The 15,984-nt window shown below is 68.0% G+C and carries 14 protein-coding genes; 7 read left to right on the top strand and 7 right to left on the bottom strand.

The genetic code is table 11. The features are described from left to right. Positions 1–63 precede the first annotated feature (63 nt). Both MUY22_RS14435 and MUY22_RS14430 read right to left on the bottom strand, forming a co-directional pair. Positions 64–381 carry an NIPSNAP family protein gene (locus tag MUY22_RS14435; RefSeq protein WP_247060184.1) on the bottom strand — a complete coding sequence of 106 codons (318 nt, stop codon included), beginning with the start codon at positions 379–381 and terminating at the stop codon, positions 64–66. After that, positions 381–1,520, bottom strand: a complete 1,140-nt coding sequence (locus MUY22_RS14430; RefSeq protein ID WP_247060183.1) for a 5-methyltetrahydropteroyltriglutamate--homocysteine S-methyltransferase — start codon at positions 1,518–1,520, stop codon at positions 381–383. Before MUY22_RS14430 ends, MUY22_RS14435 begins: the two co-directional genes overlap by 1 nt. 119 nt (positions 1,521–1,639) lie before the next feature. Here MUY22_RS14430 and MUY22_RS14425 point away from each other — a divergent pair, with 119 nt between their 5' ends. Then, on the top strand, positions 1,640–2,971 hold the full coding sequence (locus MUY22_RS14425) for a nucleobase:cation symporter-2 family protein (RefSeq protein ID WP_247060182.1): 1,332 nt from the start codon (positions 1,640–1,642) through the stop codon (positions 2,969–2,971). On the opposite strand, the gene MUY22_RS14420 is transcribed toward MUY22_RS14425, so the two are convergent. Further along, the gene (locus MUY22_RS14420; protein WP_247060181.1) at positions 2,958–3,497 is read right to left on the bottom strand and encodes a TetR/AcrR family transcriptional regulator; all 540 of its coding nucleotides are present in this window, start codon (positions 3,495–3,497) and stop codon (positions 2,958–2,960) included. The genes MUY22_RS14425 and MUY22_RS14420 overlap by 14 nt on opposite strands. A gap of 88 nt (positions 3,498–3,585) precedes the next feature. Here MUY22_RS14420 and MUY22_RS14415 point away from each other — a divergent pair, with 88 nt between their 5' ends. Beyond that, on the top strand, positions 3,586–4,032 hold the full coding sequence (locus MUY22_RS14415; protein ID WP_247060180.1) for a pyridoxamine 5'-phosphate oxidase family protein: 447 nt from the start codon (positions 3,586–3,588) through the stop codon (positions 4,030–4,032). Here MUY22_RS14415 and MUY22_RS14410 read toward each other — a convergent pair whose 3' ends face one another. Further along, positions 4,033–4,560, bottom strand: a complete 528-nt coding sequence (locus tag MUY22_RS14410; protein ID WP_247060179.1) for a hypothetical protein — start codon at positions 4,558–4,560, stop codon at positions 4,033–4,035. It lies immediately after the preceding gene. A 130-nt stretch (positions 4,561–4,690) separates the two neighbouring features. Between MUY22_RS14410 and MUY22_RS14405 the strand changes: the two genes are divergently transcribed. Together MUY22_RS14405 and MUY22_RS14400 are read left to right on the top strand one after the other, a co-directional pair. Continuing rightward, positions 4,691–5,443, top strand: coding sequence for a rhomboid-like protein (locus MUY22_RS14405; RefSeq protein WP_247060178.1), 753 nt, complete (start codon positions 4,691–4,693; stop codon positions 5,441–5,443). A 40-nt stretch (positions 5,444–5,483) separates the two neighbouring features. Continuing rightward, entirely contained in the window at positions 5,484–7,799 is a 2,316-nt protein-coding gene (locus tag MUY22_RS14400) for an EAL domain-containing protein (protein WP_247060177.1), read from the top strand. Here MUY22_RS14400 and MUY22_RS14395 read toward each other — a convergent pair. Continuing rightward, complete coding sequence (locus MUY22_RS14395) at positions 7,796–8,146, bottom strand: YciI family protein (protein WP_247060176.1); 351 nt, start codon at positions 8,144–8,146, stop codon at positions 7,796–7,798. The genes MUY22_RS14400 and MUY22_RS14395 overlap by 4 nt on opposite strands. Positions 8,147–8,957: 811 nt before the next feature. On the opposite strand from MUY22_RS14395, the gene MUY22_RS14390 reads away from it, so the two are divergent. Next, a complete protein-coding gene (locus MUY22_RS14390) occupies positions 8,958–11,006 on the top strand; it encodes a hypothetical protein (RefSeq protein WP_247060175.1) in 2,049 nt (682 codons plus the stop codon). Continuing rightward, entirely contained in the window at positions 11,003–11,359 is a 357-nt protein-coding gene (locus MUY22_RS14385; protein ID WP_247060174.1) for a hypothetical protein, read from the top strand. The genes MUY22_RS14390 and MUY22_RS14385 overlap by 4 nt, the downstream gene beginning before the upstream one ends. A gap of 86 nt (positions 11,360–11,445) precedes the next feature. Here the strand turns inward: MUY22_RS14385 and MUY22_RS14380 are convergent, their stop codons facing one another. Beyond that, complete coding sequence (locus MUY22_RS14380) at positions 11,446–11,799, bottom strand: hypothetical protein (RefSeq protein ID WP_247060173.1); 354 nt, start codon at positions 11,797–11,799, stop codon at positions 11,446–11,448. Between the two features lie 1,322 nt (positions 11,800–13,121). After that, complete coding sequence (locus tag MUY22_RS14375; protein ID WP_247060172.1) at positions 13,122–14,120, bottom strand: HNH endonuclease; 999 nt, start codon at positions 14,118–14,120, stop codon at positions 13,122–13,124. A gap of 79 nt (positions 14,121–14,199) precedes the next feature. Between MUY22_RS14375 and MUY22_RS14370 the strand changes: the two genes are divergently transcribed. Continuing rightward, on the top strand, positions 14,200–15,942 hold the full coding sequence (locus tag MUY22_RS14370; protein ID WP_247060171.1) for a hypothetical protein: 1,743 nt from the start codon (positions 14,200–14,202) through the stop codon (positions 15,940–15,942). The last annotated feature ends 42 nt before the right edge of the window (positions 15,943–15,984 follow it).

Raw genomic sequence — 15,984 nt, 5'->3', positions numbered from 1 at the left:
TCTCGTAGTACTTGAACGACACGCCAGCGGGTCGCCCCGGGTGCAGGCCCGGGGCGACCCACCTCAGAGGTCGTCGTCCGGGAGCAGCGGTCGCATGAACGATCGGCGGTAGCGCACCACGCAACCGCTTTCCTCGCGGATCTTGTCGGCCTCGATGAAGTCCGGGTCGACGCCGAACAGCGTTCGGTACTGCTCGTACGCGGCGAAGCTCTCGAAGCTGAACAACGCGCGCGCTTCGTCGCTCGCCCCTTCCGACGGCAGGAAGTAGCCGTGGTGGACGCCGCCTTCTCGCTGTACCAAACGCATCCACGCGGCGGCGAACCGTTCGAAGTCGGGCAGTTTCGCGGGGTCGATGACGTAGTCGACGACGCAGGTGATCATCAGTGGCTGCCCCAGACGCGGTCGGCCGTCTTCACGATCAGCTCCAGCTTCCGCAGCTGGTCGTCCACGGTGAGGTCGTTGCCTTCCTCCGTCGAGGAGAACCCGCACTGCCCCGACAGGCAGAGCCGGTCGACGTCGACGTACCGCGACGCCTCCTCGATCCGCCGCACCAGGACGTCCGGGTCCTCCAGCTCCGGGCGTTTGGTGGTGACCAGGCCGAGCACGACCTTCTTGTCCTTCGGCACGAACCGCAGGGGCTCGAAACCACCGGAGCGTTCGTCGTCGTACTCCAGGAAGAACCCGTCGACGGCCAGCTCGCCGAACACGGCTTCCGCGACGAACTCGTAGCTCCCGGAAGCGGCCCACGAGGAGCGGAAGTTCCCGCGGCACAGGTGAGTCGTCACCGTCAGGTCGTCCGGCCGGCCCTCCAGCGCCGCGTTGATCGTCGCGATGTTGCGCAGGTGCTGGGTGTCCGGGTCGCCGCCCATCCGCTGGACGAGCTCGCGCTGCGCCGGGTCGTTCAGGTACGCGAGACTCGTGTCGTCGAGCTGCAGGTAGCGGCAGCCGAGGCCGGCCATCGCGGTGACCTGCGCGGAGTACGCCGCGCTGAGGTCGGTGAAGAACTCTTCCAGCTCCGGGTAGACGGTCTCGCTGACCGCCGCCCGGCCGCCGCGGTAGTAGACCATGCTCGGCGACGGGATGGTCAGCTTCGGCGTCACGCCGGCGTCCACATGGGACTGCAGGAACCGGAAGTGGTCGGCGAAGATCGGCTCCTCGAGCCGGACCTTGCCGTCGACCTGCAGGCCCGGCGGGCTGAACTCGAGGTCGCCCGCCAGGTTGTGGAACTTGACGTGCAGCCGTTCGTCGCTCTTGGAGATGCCGCCGAGTGCGTAGATGAAGTCCATGTGCCACGAGGCCCGGCGGAACTCGCCGTCGGTGGCCGAGCTCAGCCCGGCCGCTCGCTGCATCTTGATCACGTCACGGATCGCGTCGTCTTCGACCGCGCGGAGCTGCTCCGCGCCGATCTCACCGCTTTCGTGCCGCCGTCGCGCGTCGCGCAGCACCGGGGGCCGCAGGAGGCTCCCGACGTGATCGGCGCGAAACGGCGGGCCCACCTGGGAAATACCGCCCGATGTCATGCACCGATGGTCACACATCGCGGCCCGATCCGCCGCACCCCGGAAACACGATCATCACGGCGGCGTCTTGCTACCGTCATCCGAAGCGCGTTGGCTGGCACGGCAAAAGGGGGCTGTTCATGACGAAACCCGAGGTCCACCCGGTAGACCAGGGCCTGCCCGCCGGCCGCTTGGCGCTGCTCGGGCTGCAGCACATGTCGATCATGTACGCCGGTGCGGTCGCGGTGCCGCTGATCGTCGGCAGCGCGCTCAAGCTCGACCCGGCGACGATCGGGCTGCTGGTGAACGCCGACCTGCTGGTCGCGGGCATCGCCACGCTGATCCAGTCGATCGGCATCGGGAAGCTCCTCGGCATCCGGCTGCCGGTGGTGGCGGGCGCGACGTTCAGTGTCGTCAACCCGATGATCCTCATCGCGTCGCAGTACGGCCTGCCCGCGGTCTACGGCGCGATGATGGCGTCCGGTGTGTTCGGACTGCTCATCGCGAAGCCGTTCGCGAAGCTGATCCGGTTCTTCCCACCGCTGGTCACCGGGACGCTGCTGCTCGTCATCGGCGTCTCGCTGCTCGGCCCGGGCGCCGGGCTGATCGCGGGCAACGATCCGACCGCGCCGGACTACGCGGCCCTGTCGCACATCCTGCTCGCGTTCGGCGTGCTCGCGCTGCTCGTGTTGTTCACGCGGGTGCTGCGCGGCTTCGCCAACCAGATCGGACCGCTGCTGGCCCTGGCGATCGGGCTGGTCGTCGCGATCCCGCTGGGGCTGGTGCACTGGGACGGGCTGAGCGCGGCCGGCTGGTTCGGGCTCGCGGCGCCGTTCCACTTCGGCGCGCCGACGTTCCCGGTCGCCGCGGTCCTGTCGATGTGCGTGGTCATGCTGGTGACGTTCACCGAGTCGACCGCCGACATGATCGCCGTCGGCGAGATCACCGGGCGGCCGCCGACGGACTCCGACCTCGCGCGCGGCCTGGCCACCGACGGCTTCTCGGCCGTGCTCGGCGGCGTGATGAACTCCTTCCCCGACACGGCTTTCGCGCAGAACGTCGGTCTGGTGCGGATGACCGGCGTGCGCAGCCGCTGGGTGGTCGCGGTGACCGGCGGGATCCTGGTGCTGATGGGCCTGGTCCCGAAGATCGGCGCGTTCATCGCGGCGATCCCGCAGCCGGTGGTCGGCGGGGTCGCGGTGGTGATGTTCGCGATGGTCGCCGCGGTCGGCGCCCAGAACCTCCGAACGGTGGAGTTCTCCGGCAACCACAACACTTTCGTCGTGGCGGTGGCCTTGGGCGTCGGCCTGCTGCCGGCGTTCGCGCCGAAGATCTTCCAGCACTTCCCGGCCTGGCTGCAGACGATCGGCGGCAGCTCGATCACGGTGACAGCGGTACTGGCGTTCGTGCTGAACCTGCTCTTCAACCACCTCGGCCGACGCGAGGAACCGGACCTGCTCAAAGGGTCTTGAGCAACCGTTCGACGAATTCGGCGCCGGCGCCCGGCTCGACCGGGAGCCGGAACAGGACGCGCAGGTAGAGCGGGGCCAGGACGTGGTCGAGGACGTCCTGCACCGACGGCACCGCCTCGCCGCGCGCCGTGGCCGCGTCGAGGGCCTGCTGCAGGTCGTCGCCGCGGGCTCGGAGGTATTCGACCGGTTCGCGTTCCGGGGCCATCGTCGCGACGAGCGCGCGCAGCAGGATCTGGCCGTGCCGGTCGCGCATCGCGCGTTCGACGCCGGCCGCCCAGCCCGTCAGGTCGCCGCGCAGCGAGCCGGTGTCCGGGATCGGCGACGTCTCGCGCAGGCGCGTCACGGCGGCGTCGAGCAGCAGGTTGTCGAGGTTGCCCCAGCGGCGGTAGATGCTGGTCGGGTTGACGCCCGCCCGCTCGGCGATCTTCGGGACCGTGGTGTCGGTCTCGCCCGCAGCGAGCAGCTCGACGACGGCGTCGTGCACCGCGTCGCGGACGCGGGCGCTGCGGCCGCCGGGTCGGGTCATGATCCCATCCTAAAGCAAAGGTACTTGCTTTAGCGAGCCGCGTCTGCGTACCTTTAAGGCAAATCAAATTGCCTTAAGGAGCGAGACCATGGCCCGCAAGATGACCCGTGAAGAGCGGGAAGCGTTCCTCGCCGAGCCGCGCGTCGGCGTGCTGAGCGTCGCCGCCGAACCCGGACGCGCGCCGCTGACCACGCCGATCTGGTACCGCTACGAGCCGGGCGGAGACGTCATGGTGATGACGTCACCCGGGCTGCGCAAGACGCGGCTGATCGAGGAAGCCGGCCGGTTCGCGCTGTGCGTGCAGGAGCAGGACGGCGTCTACAAGTACGTCTCGGTCGAGGGCCCGGTCGTCAAGACGTGGCCGATGACCAAGGCGGAACGGCACGAGGTGGCGGCCCGCTACCTGCCGCCGGGCATCAGCGAGGCCTACACGGACGCGACCGACGCCAGCCACGGCAACAACATCGCCATCGTGATGCGCCCGGAACGCTGGAACACGTCCGACTTCAGCGACCTCGGCGAGCAGCTCGCCTGATCACCAGCAGATGATCAGGATGCACGTGACCTGGTGCGGCGGCGAAGTCGACGTCGTCGGCGGTGGCGGCGGCTGCTGCTGACCACTGACCGGTGTCGTCGTCGTGGTCGGGGCGGTCGTGGAGCCCGGCGCGCCGGCGGTCGGCGCGGTGGTCGCCGTCGCGGATTCGGTGCTGCTCTCGGTGTCCGACGGCCGGCCCGGCACCTCGGTGACGGTGCCCTCGTGCGTGCCGGGGACGACGTCGCCGCCGGTGCCGCCGCCGACCCCGCCGTCGTTCGGCGAGTCCGTCGCCTGGCCCGCGCCGCCGAGGCCGGTGGTGCGCTGCGGCATCGGGACGACCTGGATCTCGTCGACCGGCGCGGCGTCCTGGCGCACCTGACCGCTGCTGAACGCGACCAGCACCGCGGCGGCCCCGCAGCCGATGACGACGGCGAGCATCACCGCGACCACCCGCCACCGAGACTGCACCGGCCGGTCGCCCCAACCCTCGCGCACGAGCAGCTCGGCGACCGATACCTCGTCGTTCACGGCCGTATTTTTACCGCACAAAGCACCCGAACGGGTGAGGTACCGGCAAAAATTCGTTACGTGCTGTGTGATCTGACGGTCAGTGACTATCCACAGGGGTTTCACAGCTGCGGTTGGGGAGAATCCCAGCATGCCCGGCGAAGCTGAAACCATGCTGCTGAAAGCCGAACCGCGGGTCCTCGACCTCGCGGGTCCGGCGCGGCGCAACTGGCGACAGTTCGTCCGGTTCATCCCGAACCCGCGAGCGACGCCGTTCACCTTCGGCTATCTCGTCCTCCTGCTCGGCACGACCCTGCTGCTGCGGTTCGCCGACACGGACCTGACCGACCGGCTCCTCCGGCTGTCCAGCACCGACGCCCACAACCTGTGGCGCCGGCCGCTGACCTCGCTGCTGACCAGCGCCCTCTGGCTGGCGGACGAAGGCTGGCTCGTCTACGTCCTCATCTTCGCGATCGCCGTCGCGCCGCTGGAACGCCGGTTCGGCATCCGCCGCGTGGCCACCGTGTTCTTCTCCGGTCACGTGCTCGCCACGCTCGTCACCGAACTGCCGGTGATGGGGTTGATCAGCGCGCACGTCCTGCCGAGCTCGGCCGGGCACTGGCTCGACATCGGCGTCAGCTACGGCTTCTTCACCACGGCCGGCGCCCTGGTGTTCCTGCTCCGCGGCCGCACCCGGCTCCTCGCGCTGGCCGCGATGGAGGCGTTCGTCGCGGTGATCTACCTCAGCGACGACCCCACGACCCTCGACTCGGTCGTCACGCTGCTCGGCCACGCGTTCGCCGCGCACTTCGGGCTGCTGTTCTGGGGCCCGCGGTTGCGCCGCGCATCCGCAGGCCGGACGCGTATTCCGGCGGGTATGCAGAGGCCGGAGTCGGTGGTGTAATCGACGGGCCACAGCCGAGCAGCATGGGGGACGGACGCACATGGAGGCAGACTCCCTCGCCGAGCTGGTCGAGCTGAGTCCGGACGCGATCTGCGTGCACGAGAACGGCGTCGTCACCTACGCCAACCGTGCCGCCTTGGACGCGCTCGCCGCCTGCTCCGCCGACGAGGTCGTCGGCCGCCCGTTCACCGACTTCGTCACCGAGGACTCCCGGCCCGCGCTGCTGGAGAAACTCACGCTGCTGACCGGGCCCGGCGCCGCCACCGAGCCCGTCGAAGCCCTGATGTCCCGGCTGGACGGCAGCAAGTTCGCCGTCGAGGCGCAGACCGTGCGCACGGCCGGGCCCGGCTACCAGGTCGTCATGCGTGACATCACCGCGAAGAAGGCGGCCGCCGACGCCCTCCGCTACCAGGCCGCGCTCGTGTCGCACGTCAGCGACGCCTTGATCGCGACCACCGGTGAAGGTGTCGTGACCAGCTGGAACCCGGCCGCCGAGACGGTGTACGGGTGGACCGCGGCCGAAGCCGTCGGACGCCGGGCGAGCGAGCTGGTCGGCGCGCCGCTGGAGCTGCGCCGCGGTGGTGTCGCCGAAGCCGTCCACCGGCGACGCGACGGGGCACCGCTGACGGTCCGCGTTTCGGCAGCTGAGATGAACGACGGCTGGGTGCTCGTCTGCGCCGACGAAACCGCGCGCCGGCGGGCCGAGCAGAACTACCGCACGGTCGTCGCGTCGCTCGACGAAGGCGTGCTGCTCATGGGGCCGACCGGGCTCGTCGAAGCGGCGAACCCGGCGGCGTGCCGGATCCTCGGCGCCGCCGAAGCCGACCTCATCGGCGTCCCGTGCCACTCGCTGGTGCTGTTCACCGAATCCGGGCAGTGGATCCCGCCGGACGAGATGCCGTCGGTGCGGACCCGGCGGACCGGGGTCAGCTACAACGGCCTTGTCGTGCGCCTGCGCCGGCCGGACGGCCGCGACGTCTGGGTGTCGCTGACCTCCCGGCTGCTCGACCCGGACGACCCGGCGGCGGCCGCGGTCGTCACGTCGTTCACCGACATCAGCGAGACCCGCGCGATCAGCGCCCGGCTCGCGCACGACGCCACCCACGACCCGCTGACCCGGCTGGCGAACCGGACGCTGGTGCTCGACCGCCTCGACGTCCGGGGCCGCCGCGGCCCGGCGACCGTGCTGTTCCTCGACCTCGACAAGTTCAAGGTCATCAACGACTCCCTCGGGCACTCGGTCGGCGACCAGGTGCTGCGGATCGTCGGCGAGCGGCTGCGGCGCTCGTCGGGCCGCGCCGACCTGGTCGGACGGCTCGGCGGCGACGAGTTCGTCATCGTGACCGACGAGGTCACCGAGCCCGGTGAGGTCCGCGCGCTGGCCGAGCACCTGCGGGCCGCGCTTGCCGAGCCGATCGGCGTGCTCGGCCGGCAGCTGCACCTCGACGCCAGCATCGGCGTCGTGCTCGTCGACGGCGCCGACCAGCGCAGCGCCGAGGACCTGCTGCGCGACGCGGATGTCGCGATGTACCAAGCGAAAACGCTCGGCCGAGGCCGGCACCACTTCTTCGACGTCGGCCTGCGCGAGCGGATGCAGCGCCGGCTGCGGATGGAACAGGACCTGCGCGACGCGGTCCACGAAGGTCAGCTCTGGCCCGCGTACCAGCCGGTGGTCGACCTGAAGACCGGCGAAATGGTGGCGGTGGAAGCGTTGCTGCGCTGGACACACCCGCGGCTCGGCCCGATCTCCCCGGCGGAGTTCATCCCGCTGGCCGAGGAGAGCGACCTGATCAACGTGATCGGCAAGGAGATGCTGCGCGCCACCACCCGCGAGCTCGCCTGGCGTCGCGCCAACCAGGGCTTGGACCTGACGCTGAAGGTGAACCTTTCGACGCGGCAGCTCGACGACCCGCACCTGGTGCCCGCGGTCCAGGACGCGCTCGCGAGCACCGGGCTGCCCGCGGGCGCGCTCTGCCTGGAGGTCACCGAAAGCGCGTTGATGCGCGACCAGGAAGCGGCCGGGGAAGTGTTGGCAGCACTGCGATCCCTGGGCGTGCTGCTGGCGATCGACGACTTCGGCACCGGCTATTCGTCGCTCGCGCAGCTGCGCCGGCTGACGCTGGACACGCTCAAGATCGACCGCTCGTTCATCACCGGCATCGCCGAATCCCACGACGCCGAGGCGATCGTCACGAGCATCATCGCGATGGCCCACGCGGTCGACCTGACCGTGATCGCGGAAGGCGTCGAAACCGCGGAGCAGCTGGAGCTGCTCCGCCGGCTCGGCTGCGACCAGGCGCAGGGATTCCACCTGGGCCGGCCGATCCCGGCGGACGAACTGTTCGGCAGCCGCTAACCCTCGTGGATCACCTTCCGCACCTCGACGGCGGTGTACTGCGCGTCCGGGATCTTCGCAGCCAGCTCGACGGCCCGTTCTTCGCCCTCGACGTCGACAACGTAGTAGCCACAGAGGAAAGCGTCCGACTCGACGAAGGTGCCGTTCTCGACGCGCGGCACACCGTTCTCGACCCGGACGGTCCTGGTGCCGGCCGGATCGACGAGCGCCTTGGTCTCGACCATCTCGCCGGACTCGGTGATCAGCTTGATGAAGTCGTCGTGGCCGCCGTAGACCTCGTTCTTCTGGTCGTCGGTCAGGGTGCCCCAGAGGGCGGGGTTCATGTGCAGCGTGAGCAGGTATCGCATCTCGGCTCCCCGTGTTGGGCGGCGGCCCGTTCTCGGGCTGCCTTCGCCGATGGGTCGGCGCCGCTCGCCGCGTTCGGACATGGACGTCCGGGGTTCACTCGTTCGGCTTAACGAGCAGCCGGAGGTCGACGACGTCGGCCGCGGGTGGCGGCTGATCTTCTCCGGCAGAATCGGGCCCCCCAGCGGATCCAGTCGGGCACGGTGGTCGTGATCATCGAAGGCCCAAGCCCGTCGGGTACTTCCACGTCGAGGAAGCCGGGTAACGAAAAAACCGCCTCGACTGAGTCGAGACGGTCTTCGTGAGCGGTGGCCAGGGCCGGGGTCGAACCGGCGACCTTCCGCTTTTCAGTTCTACGCATGCCCGTTCACAGCCGGTCAGGAACGTTCGAACCGCCAGGTCAGCGCGCGTACACGATCACGCTTGAACAGGTCCGGACGGGCGCGAACTGAGACGGAATTTGAGACGGTCGACCGGATCGAGGCAGACCATGATCAACTACGCAAGGCCAGGATTCCGGTCAGCGCAGCCAACCACCACCGACTGAGTGGCTGTGACGGCTGCTACAGTTATCGCCGACGGTGTCCGGCAGTGACCGGCCGCGGCCCACGCTTGCGTGGGTGCAGATGACCTCAGCCGCTGGTTTGGGGAACCTGAAACGCAGCCCAGTACCTTCCGGCCCGCCACGAAGGATCTCGACCCGCCGGGCCGAGACCTGAAGGGCGCTGACTCCTTACATGTCGGCCCCTCGACGGGCCCGACACGAGCTCCACCCCCCGTGTCTGCAAGCGGTGGAGCACGAAGGAGAAAGGGATGGTTTCCCCCGAGTTCGACGACCAGGGCATCAAGCCGCTGGTTCACGGAATCCCCGAGCTGCCGAAGGCTGCCCAGACGAAGGCGCTGGCGCGCAGCATCAAGCGCAACGGGATTAAGGCGCACGATGGCACCGTGGTCGCGGAGTTCGACGACGCGAGCGCCGACCTGCTCGCCTATCCGTGGGTCTTTCCTGGTCAGATCGCTGGTCAGCTGCAGGCGCCCCAGTCGGTGTCCGTGCAGGCCGGCACGCTGTACTTCGTGACCGGGCTCGCCCTGGTCACCCGGATGATGGCGGCCTACCACAACAGCCGGGCCCGTTCCAAGCTGGCGATCCCGCCCGCCGACAGCGACGGCCACGTGCCGATGCCCTGGATGGTCCGCGACGTCCAGCCGGACCCGGAACGTGAGCACCAGCTGCTGATCACCGCGCAGAATCTCGACGCCCTGCTCAGCGCGGCCCATAACACCGCGACCCACGTCGAGGCCCTGCAGAAGCAGCTCAAGGAGGCGCTCGCACGTGAAGGTGTCGAAGAACAGGTCCTGCTGACCCCGGCCCGGTTCAGGCTGATCAACGGCACGCTCACCAGCGACAGCGTCTGGATCGGCTCCGACGGCGGCAGCCGGATCACCATCGAGCAGGGCTTCCTGGCCGACGCAGTCGACTACATCCTCAAGCACAAGGACGAGCAGTTCTCCCCGAAGCGCCGGGCGGGGCTGGAGCGGCTCGGGGTGTACCTGCGTGGCCGCGTCGCCGGCCTGCTGGTCCGGGACGCAGTCGCCGAGCGCGACCTCAGGGACGAGCTCGAAGACCTCCGCGATGAGCCCGCCGGCCACCTGATCGCCAACCGGCTCTACGCCGCGCAGCGGGCGCTCGTCGCCCCCGCTCGCGCGCTGGTCGCCTTCCGCCCGCACGGAGGGACCGTGCTCGACGCGACCCAGCAGCTGATCGGCAACGCTCACAAGCGCGGGCCGAAGCAGTGGGACACGGCCGCCACCGCGGTCGACACCCGCGACGAGGTCCTGCGGAAGCTCGACAACGACGGGGAACTGGCCGAGCGGGAGAAGTACCTGCTGGGCCCGGCGTTCGAGGAGGCGTACCGGCGCTTCGGGGTGCCCAGCAACCCCGACTACCGGGCCGCTGAGCTGGTCCGGTTCTTCCACGATCAGCACCCCTCCAGCGAGCTCGCGCGCAAGGCCACCCGTGAGGTCCTGCGCTTCAGCAAGCTCATGCCGACCCAGCGTGCCAAGGTCATCTCCGGCGCGATCCTGGAGCAGGTGCACGAAGCCGACGCGCGCCGTCGGCAGCTCATCGAGAGTGCCCTCGATGAGCTGCTCGCCCACCCGCCGTTCTGGGGCGCTCCCGTCCGCTGGCCCAACCGGGACCCCGAGGTCAGCGACCTGGTCGCCGAAGCCAAGAAGGAACAGGACGGAGAGGAAGGCGACCAAGGCCCGGCGACCATCGAGCTGACGGTCAAGGGCGGCATCGCGCTGGCGATCCTGGGTCCCCTGCAGCGCATCTACGGCGATGACGACGCCACCAGGCGGAACTACAACGTGCTCGACCGCATGGCCACCGACCCCCTCGGCCTGGAACTGCTCGGCGAAGGCATCCAGGCGCTGCGTGACGGCCGGGACCAGATCGTGAAGCGCGACCCCGACTCGCACAAGCCGGTCTGGGACGGCAAGACGGCGAAGGCCATGGACAGCGCCAACCTCCGCGACCTGTTCCCGTCCTCCGACAAGCAGGCCAAAAAAAAGCAGAACAGTGAGAGCGATCTGCTGAAGTCGATCGTCAAGCACCTGACGAAGGGTGTGTCCACCGACCTCGACTCCTTGGAGGAGCTGCCTAAGGTCCAGCAGCAGGGCGTCACCCCTGCTGACGAGCTCACCGAGGCGATCGAGCTGCTCAGCGACCAGCGTGACCGGCTCGGGCATCTCAAGCGCAAGCACGCGGACTACTTCCGCGAGCAGGCGCCGGAACCGATGCCGGAACCCAGCGTGCCGGGCGACGAAGACGGCGACGGCGCGGACGGCCTGACCTGGTGAACCCGAACATGTATTTGGCGGCCTGGGGCGCCGCGGGCCGGTACGCGGCGGCCCCGGTCCCTCGCCCGTTCCACCTCTCCCGTGGCCTCCAGGCCATCCTGCCGGCCGAGCGCAACGCGATCTACGTCGCCTGCACCCGCGATGGGGTGATCGACTACGTCGGCAGTACCAGGCGCACTGCGCACACCCGGGCGGGTGAGCACGTCCGCAAGCCCTCCCGCGGCAAGACCTGGGACACGCTCTGGGTCATCCCCCTGCGCGAGAGCACACCGGAGGGGATCGTCCGGCAGCTCGAAGGCCGGGTCGGCAGGCTGCTTCGCCCGGCCAGCAACCGCCGACTCCCACGCAGCTAAGACCAGGGCCACCCCGTCGCCCGCGGCACGGCGTAACACCGTGCCGCGGGCGCTGCTGGAGGGGCTTGGGCTATCCCCGTGCAGGTCTAGCAGCCCGTGAGCCACAGCGTTCGCTCAACCTCATCGATCGCCGCCTGGCTCGGGAGGTGAAACTCACCGAAGTTCGCGGCACCGTCCGTCGTCAGCTCAACGAAGCTGAGCAACGTCACCGACAAGGCACGAGTGCCAGTCAGCTCTGAACTCCGGCTGTCATACCGGGCCGTCAACTCCCGGAACCCCATGGCACCGTCTTCGAGCATGAAACCACCGTTAACCGGTAAACCCGACGCACCACCTGACTGTGGATAACCTGTGGACAAATCGACAGCTGTCCACAGGTATTTTGCAGATTGCCACTCTTTGCGACCAAGAATTTCCTGCGACCACTGACGTGTCGCCATTCGTCCTCGGGCCACCGAGAAATATGGCACTTTGCGTCATGTCTTGTACCCAATAGGGTACGAACCATGCACGATCAGGTATCCAGGCTAACCATCTACAAATTAACCCATTCGGAGCAATCAAATTCGACAGCTTGACCACGGAGCGCAACAGATATTTTCATCCTACCGTGCATTTGTAAACGCTTCGAGTGTACGTACCCGACCGCGGCGCATCGTTTTTTACGTGCTGTAGCCGAAATTACGTTGCCACCCCGCCGCAACACACTAACAGGCGATACGTGATATGTTTTGTGTCGTCACGGAGCTTGATCGACTGGACAGACGGCATCGACTCAGGTCGTACGCGTCAGCTGGCAGCAGTGATCAGCGTCAGGTTCCGCAGATGAAGGAGAGCCTGAACCGAGCAAGCGACACAAGCAGTCTCGGCTCAAGGTTCAAATGAACAAAGCGGGGAAGTCGCTACCTCGCGATGGCTACGACTTCCCCGCCCTGTTGTGGCGGTCTCGACTACCGGCTCAGATAGATGGTAAGGATGGCCTCAGAGGCAATCCAGACCAGGGCGGTGGTCCCGTTAAGAGTGATTATGACGGGACCACCCCACTTCATTTCCAGCATGAGCCGGAACCGAGACCGAGGGACATCCGGCGAGCGCTCTTGCTCGTCTTTGTCCTTCTTCACCGCTGTCACCTTTCCTCGCGCCGACCGGTTGTCGACGACTAGCCACCCGGCACCCGAAGCGCCTGAGGATGATGACGCGGAAAACCTACCACTAGACTAAGACGCTCGTTTGAGTCCCACGCACTCACCCATATGGGACGTTATCGGACTACGGAGCGTCGCTTGAGACGTTTAGCGCACCAAGATTCAACGCGACGATAAATTATCGTACCCCTTCGGGTTTCACGAATCTCGATTCGGCACTCAGCGTCATGATGCCTGGACCCTCGGTCGATGTGACCGCCCCCGGCAACCAGCGCAGGGCATTGCCTTCCGCATGCAAGCTGCAGGCGGACGCGCCCCCGAGGCTGAGAACCGGATCCCTGGCCGACCACCCCGATCACAGCCGTGCCAGTCCCGGCCGACGTGACCACCAGCTTCCTGTGTCACCAGGAAGGTACTGCGTACCTCGTTCGCGCTGGTCTCCATCGCTACCGCCCTCGCCGCTGCGAAGCCAGTCGTGCGGCAAAGTAGCGCGGTCCACCGACAAAACTTCCGATTTACCGGGAGCCAGGGCGTATCAGAGCCACCGCCGCGCAGGTCAACCAGCTGGCCGCGCCCCGGGCACCTGCGGTGCCGGCTGGACGCGATCCAGCGCGCGGCTACGCCCGCGATCCCGCGTGCTGCTCGACGAGGGCGCGCAGCTCGGCGGGGGTCAGCCATTGGCTGCCGCGGTGGATCATGCGGTGGCAGTTAGCGCAGAGCACGGCGAGGTCGGCGAGGCGGGTGGTGGTCGGCCCGGTGACGTGAAGCGGGACGACGTGGTGGACTTCTGCATACCGGGCGCCGCGCTCACCGTAGATCCGTTCGAAGTCGAACCCGCAGACCTCGCAGGCCAGGCACCCGCGGGCAGTGAGGACCTGGTCGAGCTTCTTTGCCCGCAGCTTCGGGTTCCGTTCCCGCCGCAGGTGCAGCAAGACCAAGGCCCGACCTTCGGCAATCGCTTCCTCTTCATCAGGGTCGGCGACGGCGGGCAACGTGGTCAACGTGCCGGAGGTGATGCCGACGCGGATCGCGCCGGCCTCGGCATGCATCTCGTCAGGGCGATCGAGAAACGCCTGCAAGATCTCTCTGTCGAGCTTGCCACCCCGAGTGGGTCTCCCCTGGTAGTCCGGGTGCTGGGTAGCGATGTCTGCGATCTTGCGATGCACGCTGTTGACGTTGCGGAAGGTCGTCCCGCGGGTCTCCGGCGGGTGTAGCGGCAGAAGCTGCAGTAGCCGGGACACCTCGGCCACGTGAGGGTCGTGGGTGCGCAGCACGCGCCAGCCATTGCCGGCGACGAGGTCGCAGGCCAGCACCAGCTCGGCTTCAAGCCAAGCAGGACTGCGCTGGGCACGGACCTCGAACTCGCGGTCGTGCAGCAGCTTGACCACGGTTTCCAGCCCACCGGAGAAGTCGGCAGCCGTAAGCGCGTCCTGGTCATCGAGGTAGCCGTGGGCGACCCCGACGATTGCCTTCGAGTCGTATTCCCGGTGCTCGTGCACCAGCATATAAGTGCGGGCCGGGCCGAACCCGTGGTCCTGGAGAAACGTCTCGGGGTTGCGGTCGTGCTCGGCAATGGCCTGGAGGATGGCGTCGCGGGTGACGTCACTGATGCTCACAGGCTAAGACGCTAACTCGGCAAGCATGCAGGCTGGAACCACGTGTCACATTTCGTAGCGCGCCATCGACTACGGTGGCGTGGACGAGACGAAGCCCTCACCCGTGCTGACCGACCTGACCCCGCTTGAGCAACAAGTGGTCAACACCGCCCGGCGCGGGGAAGTCGCCAGACCTGCCATAACGATGACGGTGGCGGAGCTGGCGGTCACCGACAACCCCGAACTGCGGATACGCGCCGATCTGATCCGCGAGCTGCTCCGGGGCCTGCACGGTGACCTCGACCCCCGCGGAATCCAGATAGCGGGGATGCGCGTCGTCGGAAAGCTCGACCTTGAGCATCTCACTGCCCTCACCGGTCTGGACTTGCACCGATGTGCCCTCCCGGAAGGCATCGTTTGCCGGGGCGCGGACCTTCGCTATCTGTATCTGAACCACAGCCTGCTCGCCTACCTGGAAGCAGACGGTCTTCGCCTCGTCGGCGGTCTGTTCATGCGGGACGCCACCATCACCAGCACCAAGAAAGCCGGAGCGATCTGCTTGAACGCGGCCCACATCGGAGGCCAACTCAGCCTCAGTCAAGCGGCCATCACCAGCACCGCAGGCCCCGCACTGAACGCCGACGGCCTCCACACCAACGGCCACCTGTTGATGACGGGCGTTACTCTCACTGGCGCCGGAGAACTCGGCGCGATCCGCCTGCTCGCCGCCCGCATCGGCGGCCAACTGGGGCTCGACCAAGCTGCCATCACCAACACCACCGGCCCCGCACTGCACGGCGACGGCCTCCGCGCAGACGGCGGTCTGTTTATGCGGGACGCCACCATCACCGGCACCGGAGAACGCGGCGCGGTCCGGCTGGTTGGTGCCTCCCTCGGCGGCCAATTCGGCCTCGATCGCACCGCCATCACCAACACCACCGGCCCGGCGTTGCTGGCCGACGGCCTCCGCACCGACGACAGCCTGTTTATGAACGATGCCACTATCACCGGCACCGGAGGAGACGGTGCGATCCGGCTGGTCGGCGCCCACATCGGCCGCCAAGCTGAACTGCGGGTGGCCAGGCTGGACAACAGCACAGGGCCGCTCCTGATGCTGCACGAAGCGCAAGTCGCCGGGGCGTTGCTGTTTCCGCCGGCGGCGGCGTGCCCAGCAGGCAGACAGGAAATAATCCGCCGTGGCTGTCCTGATAGCGACCGCACCATCACAGCCCACGGATTGACCTACTCCACCCTGCGCGAGATCTCGTGGCGCCAATGGCTGCACCTGCTGGTCCACCACACCCCCGCCTACTGGCCTCAAGCCTTCCAGCAACTCGCCGCGATCGAGCGCCCCGCCGGCCACGACAACAACGCCCGTGAAGTACTGATCACTCAGCAAAACGACCTCCGTCGCCGCACCCCCCTTGCTGTGGGCAACCGGCTCGCACGCGCACGACACGCGCTCTGGGGCTGGCTCGGTCACTACGGCTACCGCGCCCACCGCCTCGTCACCGCCCTCGTCATCGTCCTTACCCTCGCCGCCACACTCAGCCTGCTGGCCGGACACGTCACCACCTACCCCGGCCACCAAGCCGCCGAACGCGTCCCACCCGCCACCGCAAAAACCGACACACCCTGCTCACCCGTCGAACTCATCGGCCTTGGCATCGACCGCGGACTCCCCCTCGGTACCACCGGGATTCGCGCCCACTGCGACCTCGACACCACCACCGGCTGGGGCCAAACCTTCACCGCCGCCCTCTGGGTGCTCCAAGCCCTCCTCTGGGGCCTGGCCACCCTCGCCATCGCCGCCTACACCGGCCTCGTTCGCAAACCCACCTGACCCCGCCTTGCAAAGATGCGAACCGGTTTCGCCGACGACCTG

It is taken from the genome of Amycolatopsis sp. WQ 127309, from assembly GCF_023023025.1.
Lineage (GTDB): Bacteria > Actinomycetota > Actinomycetes > Mycobacteriales > Pseudonocardiaceae > Amycolatopsis.
This window is presented reverse-complemented; position numbering and strand designations above follow the sequence as displayed.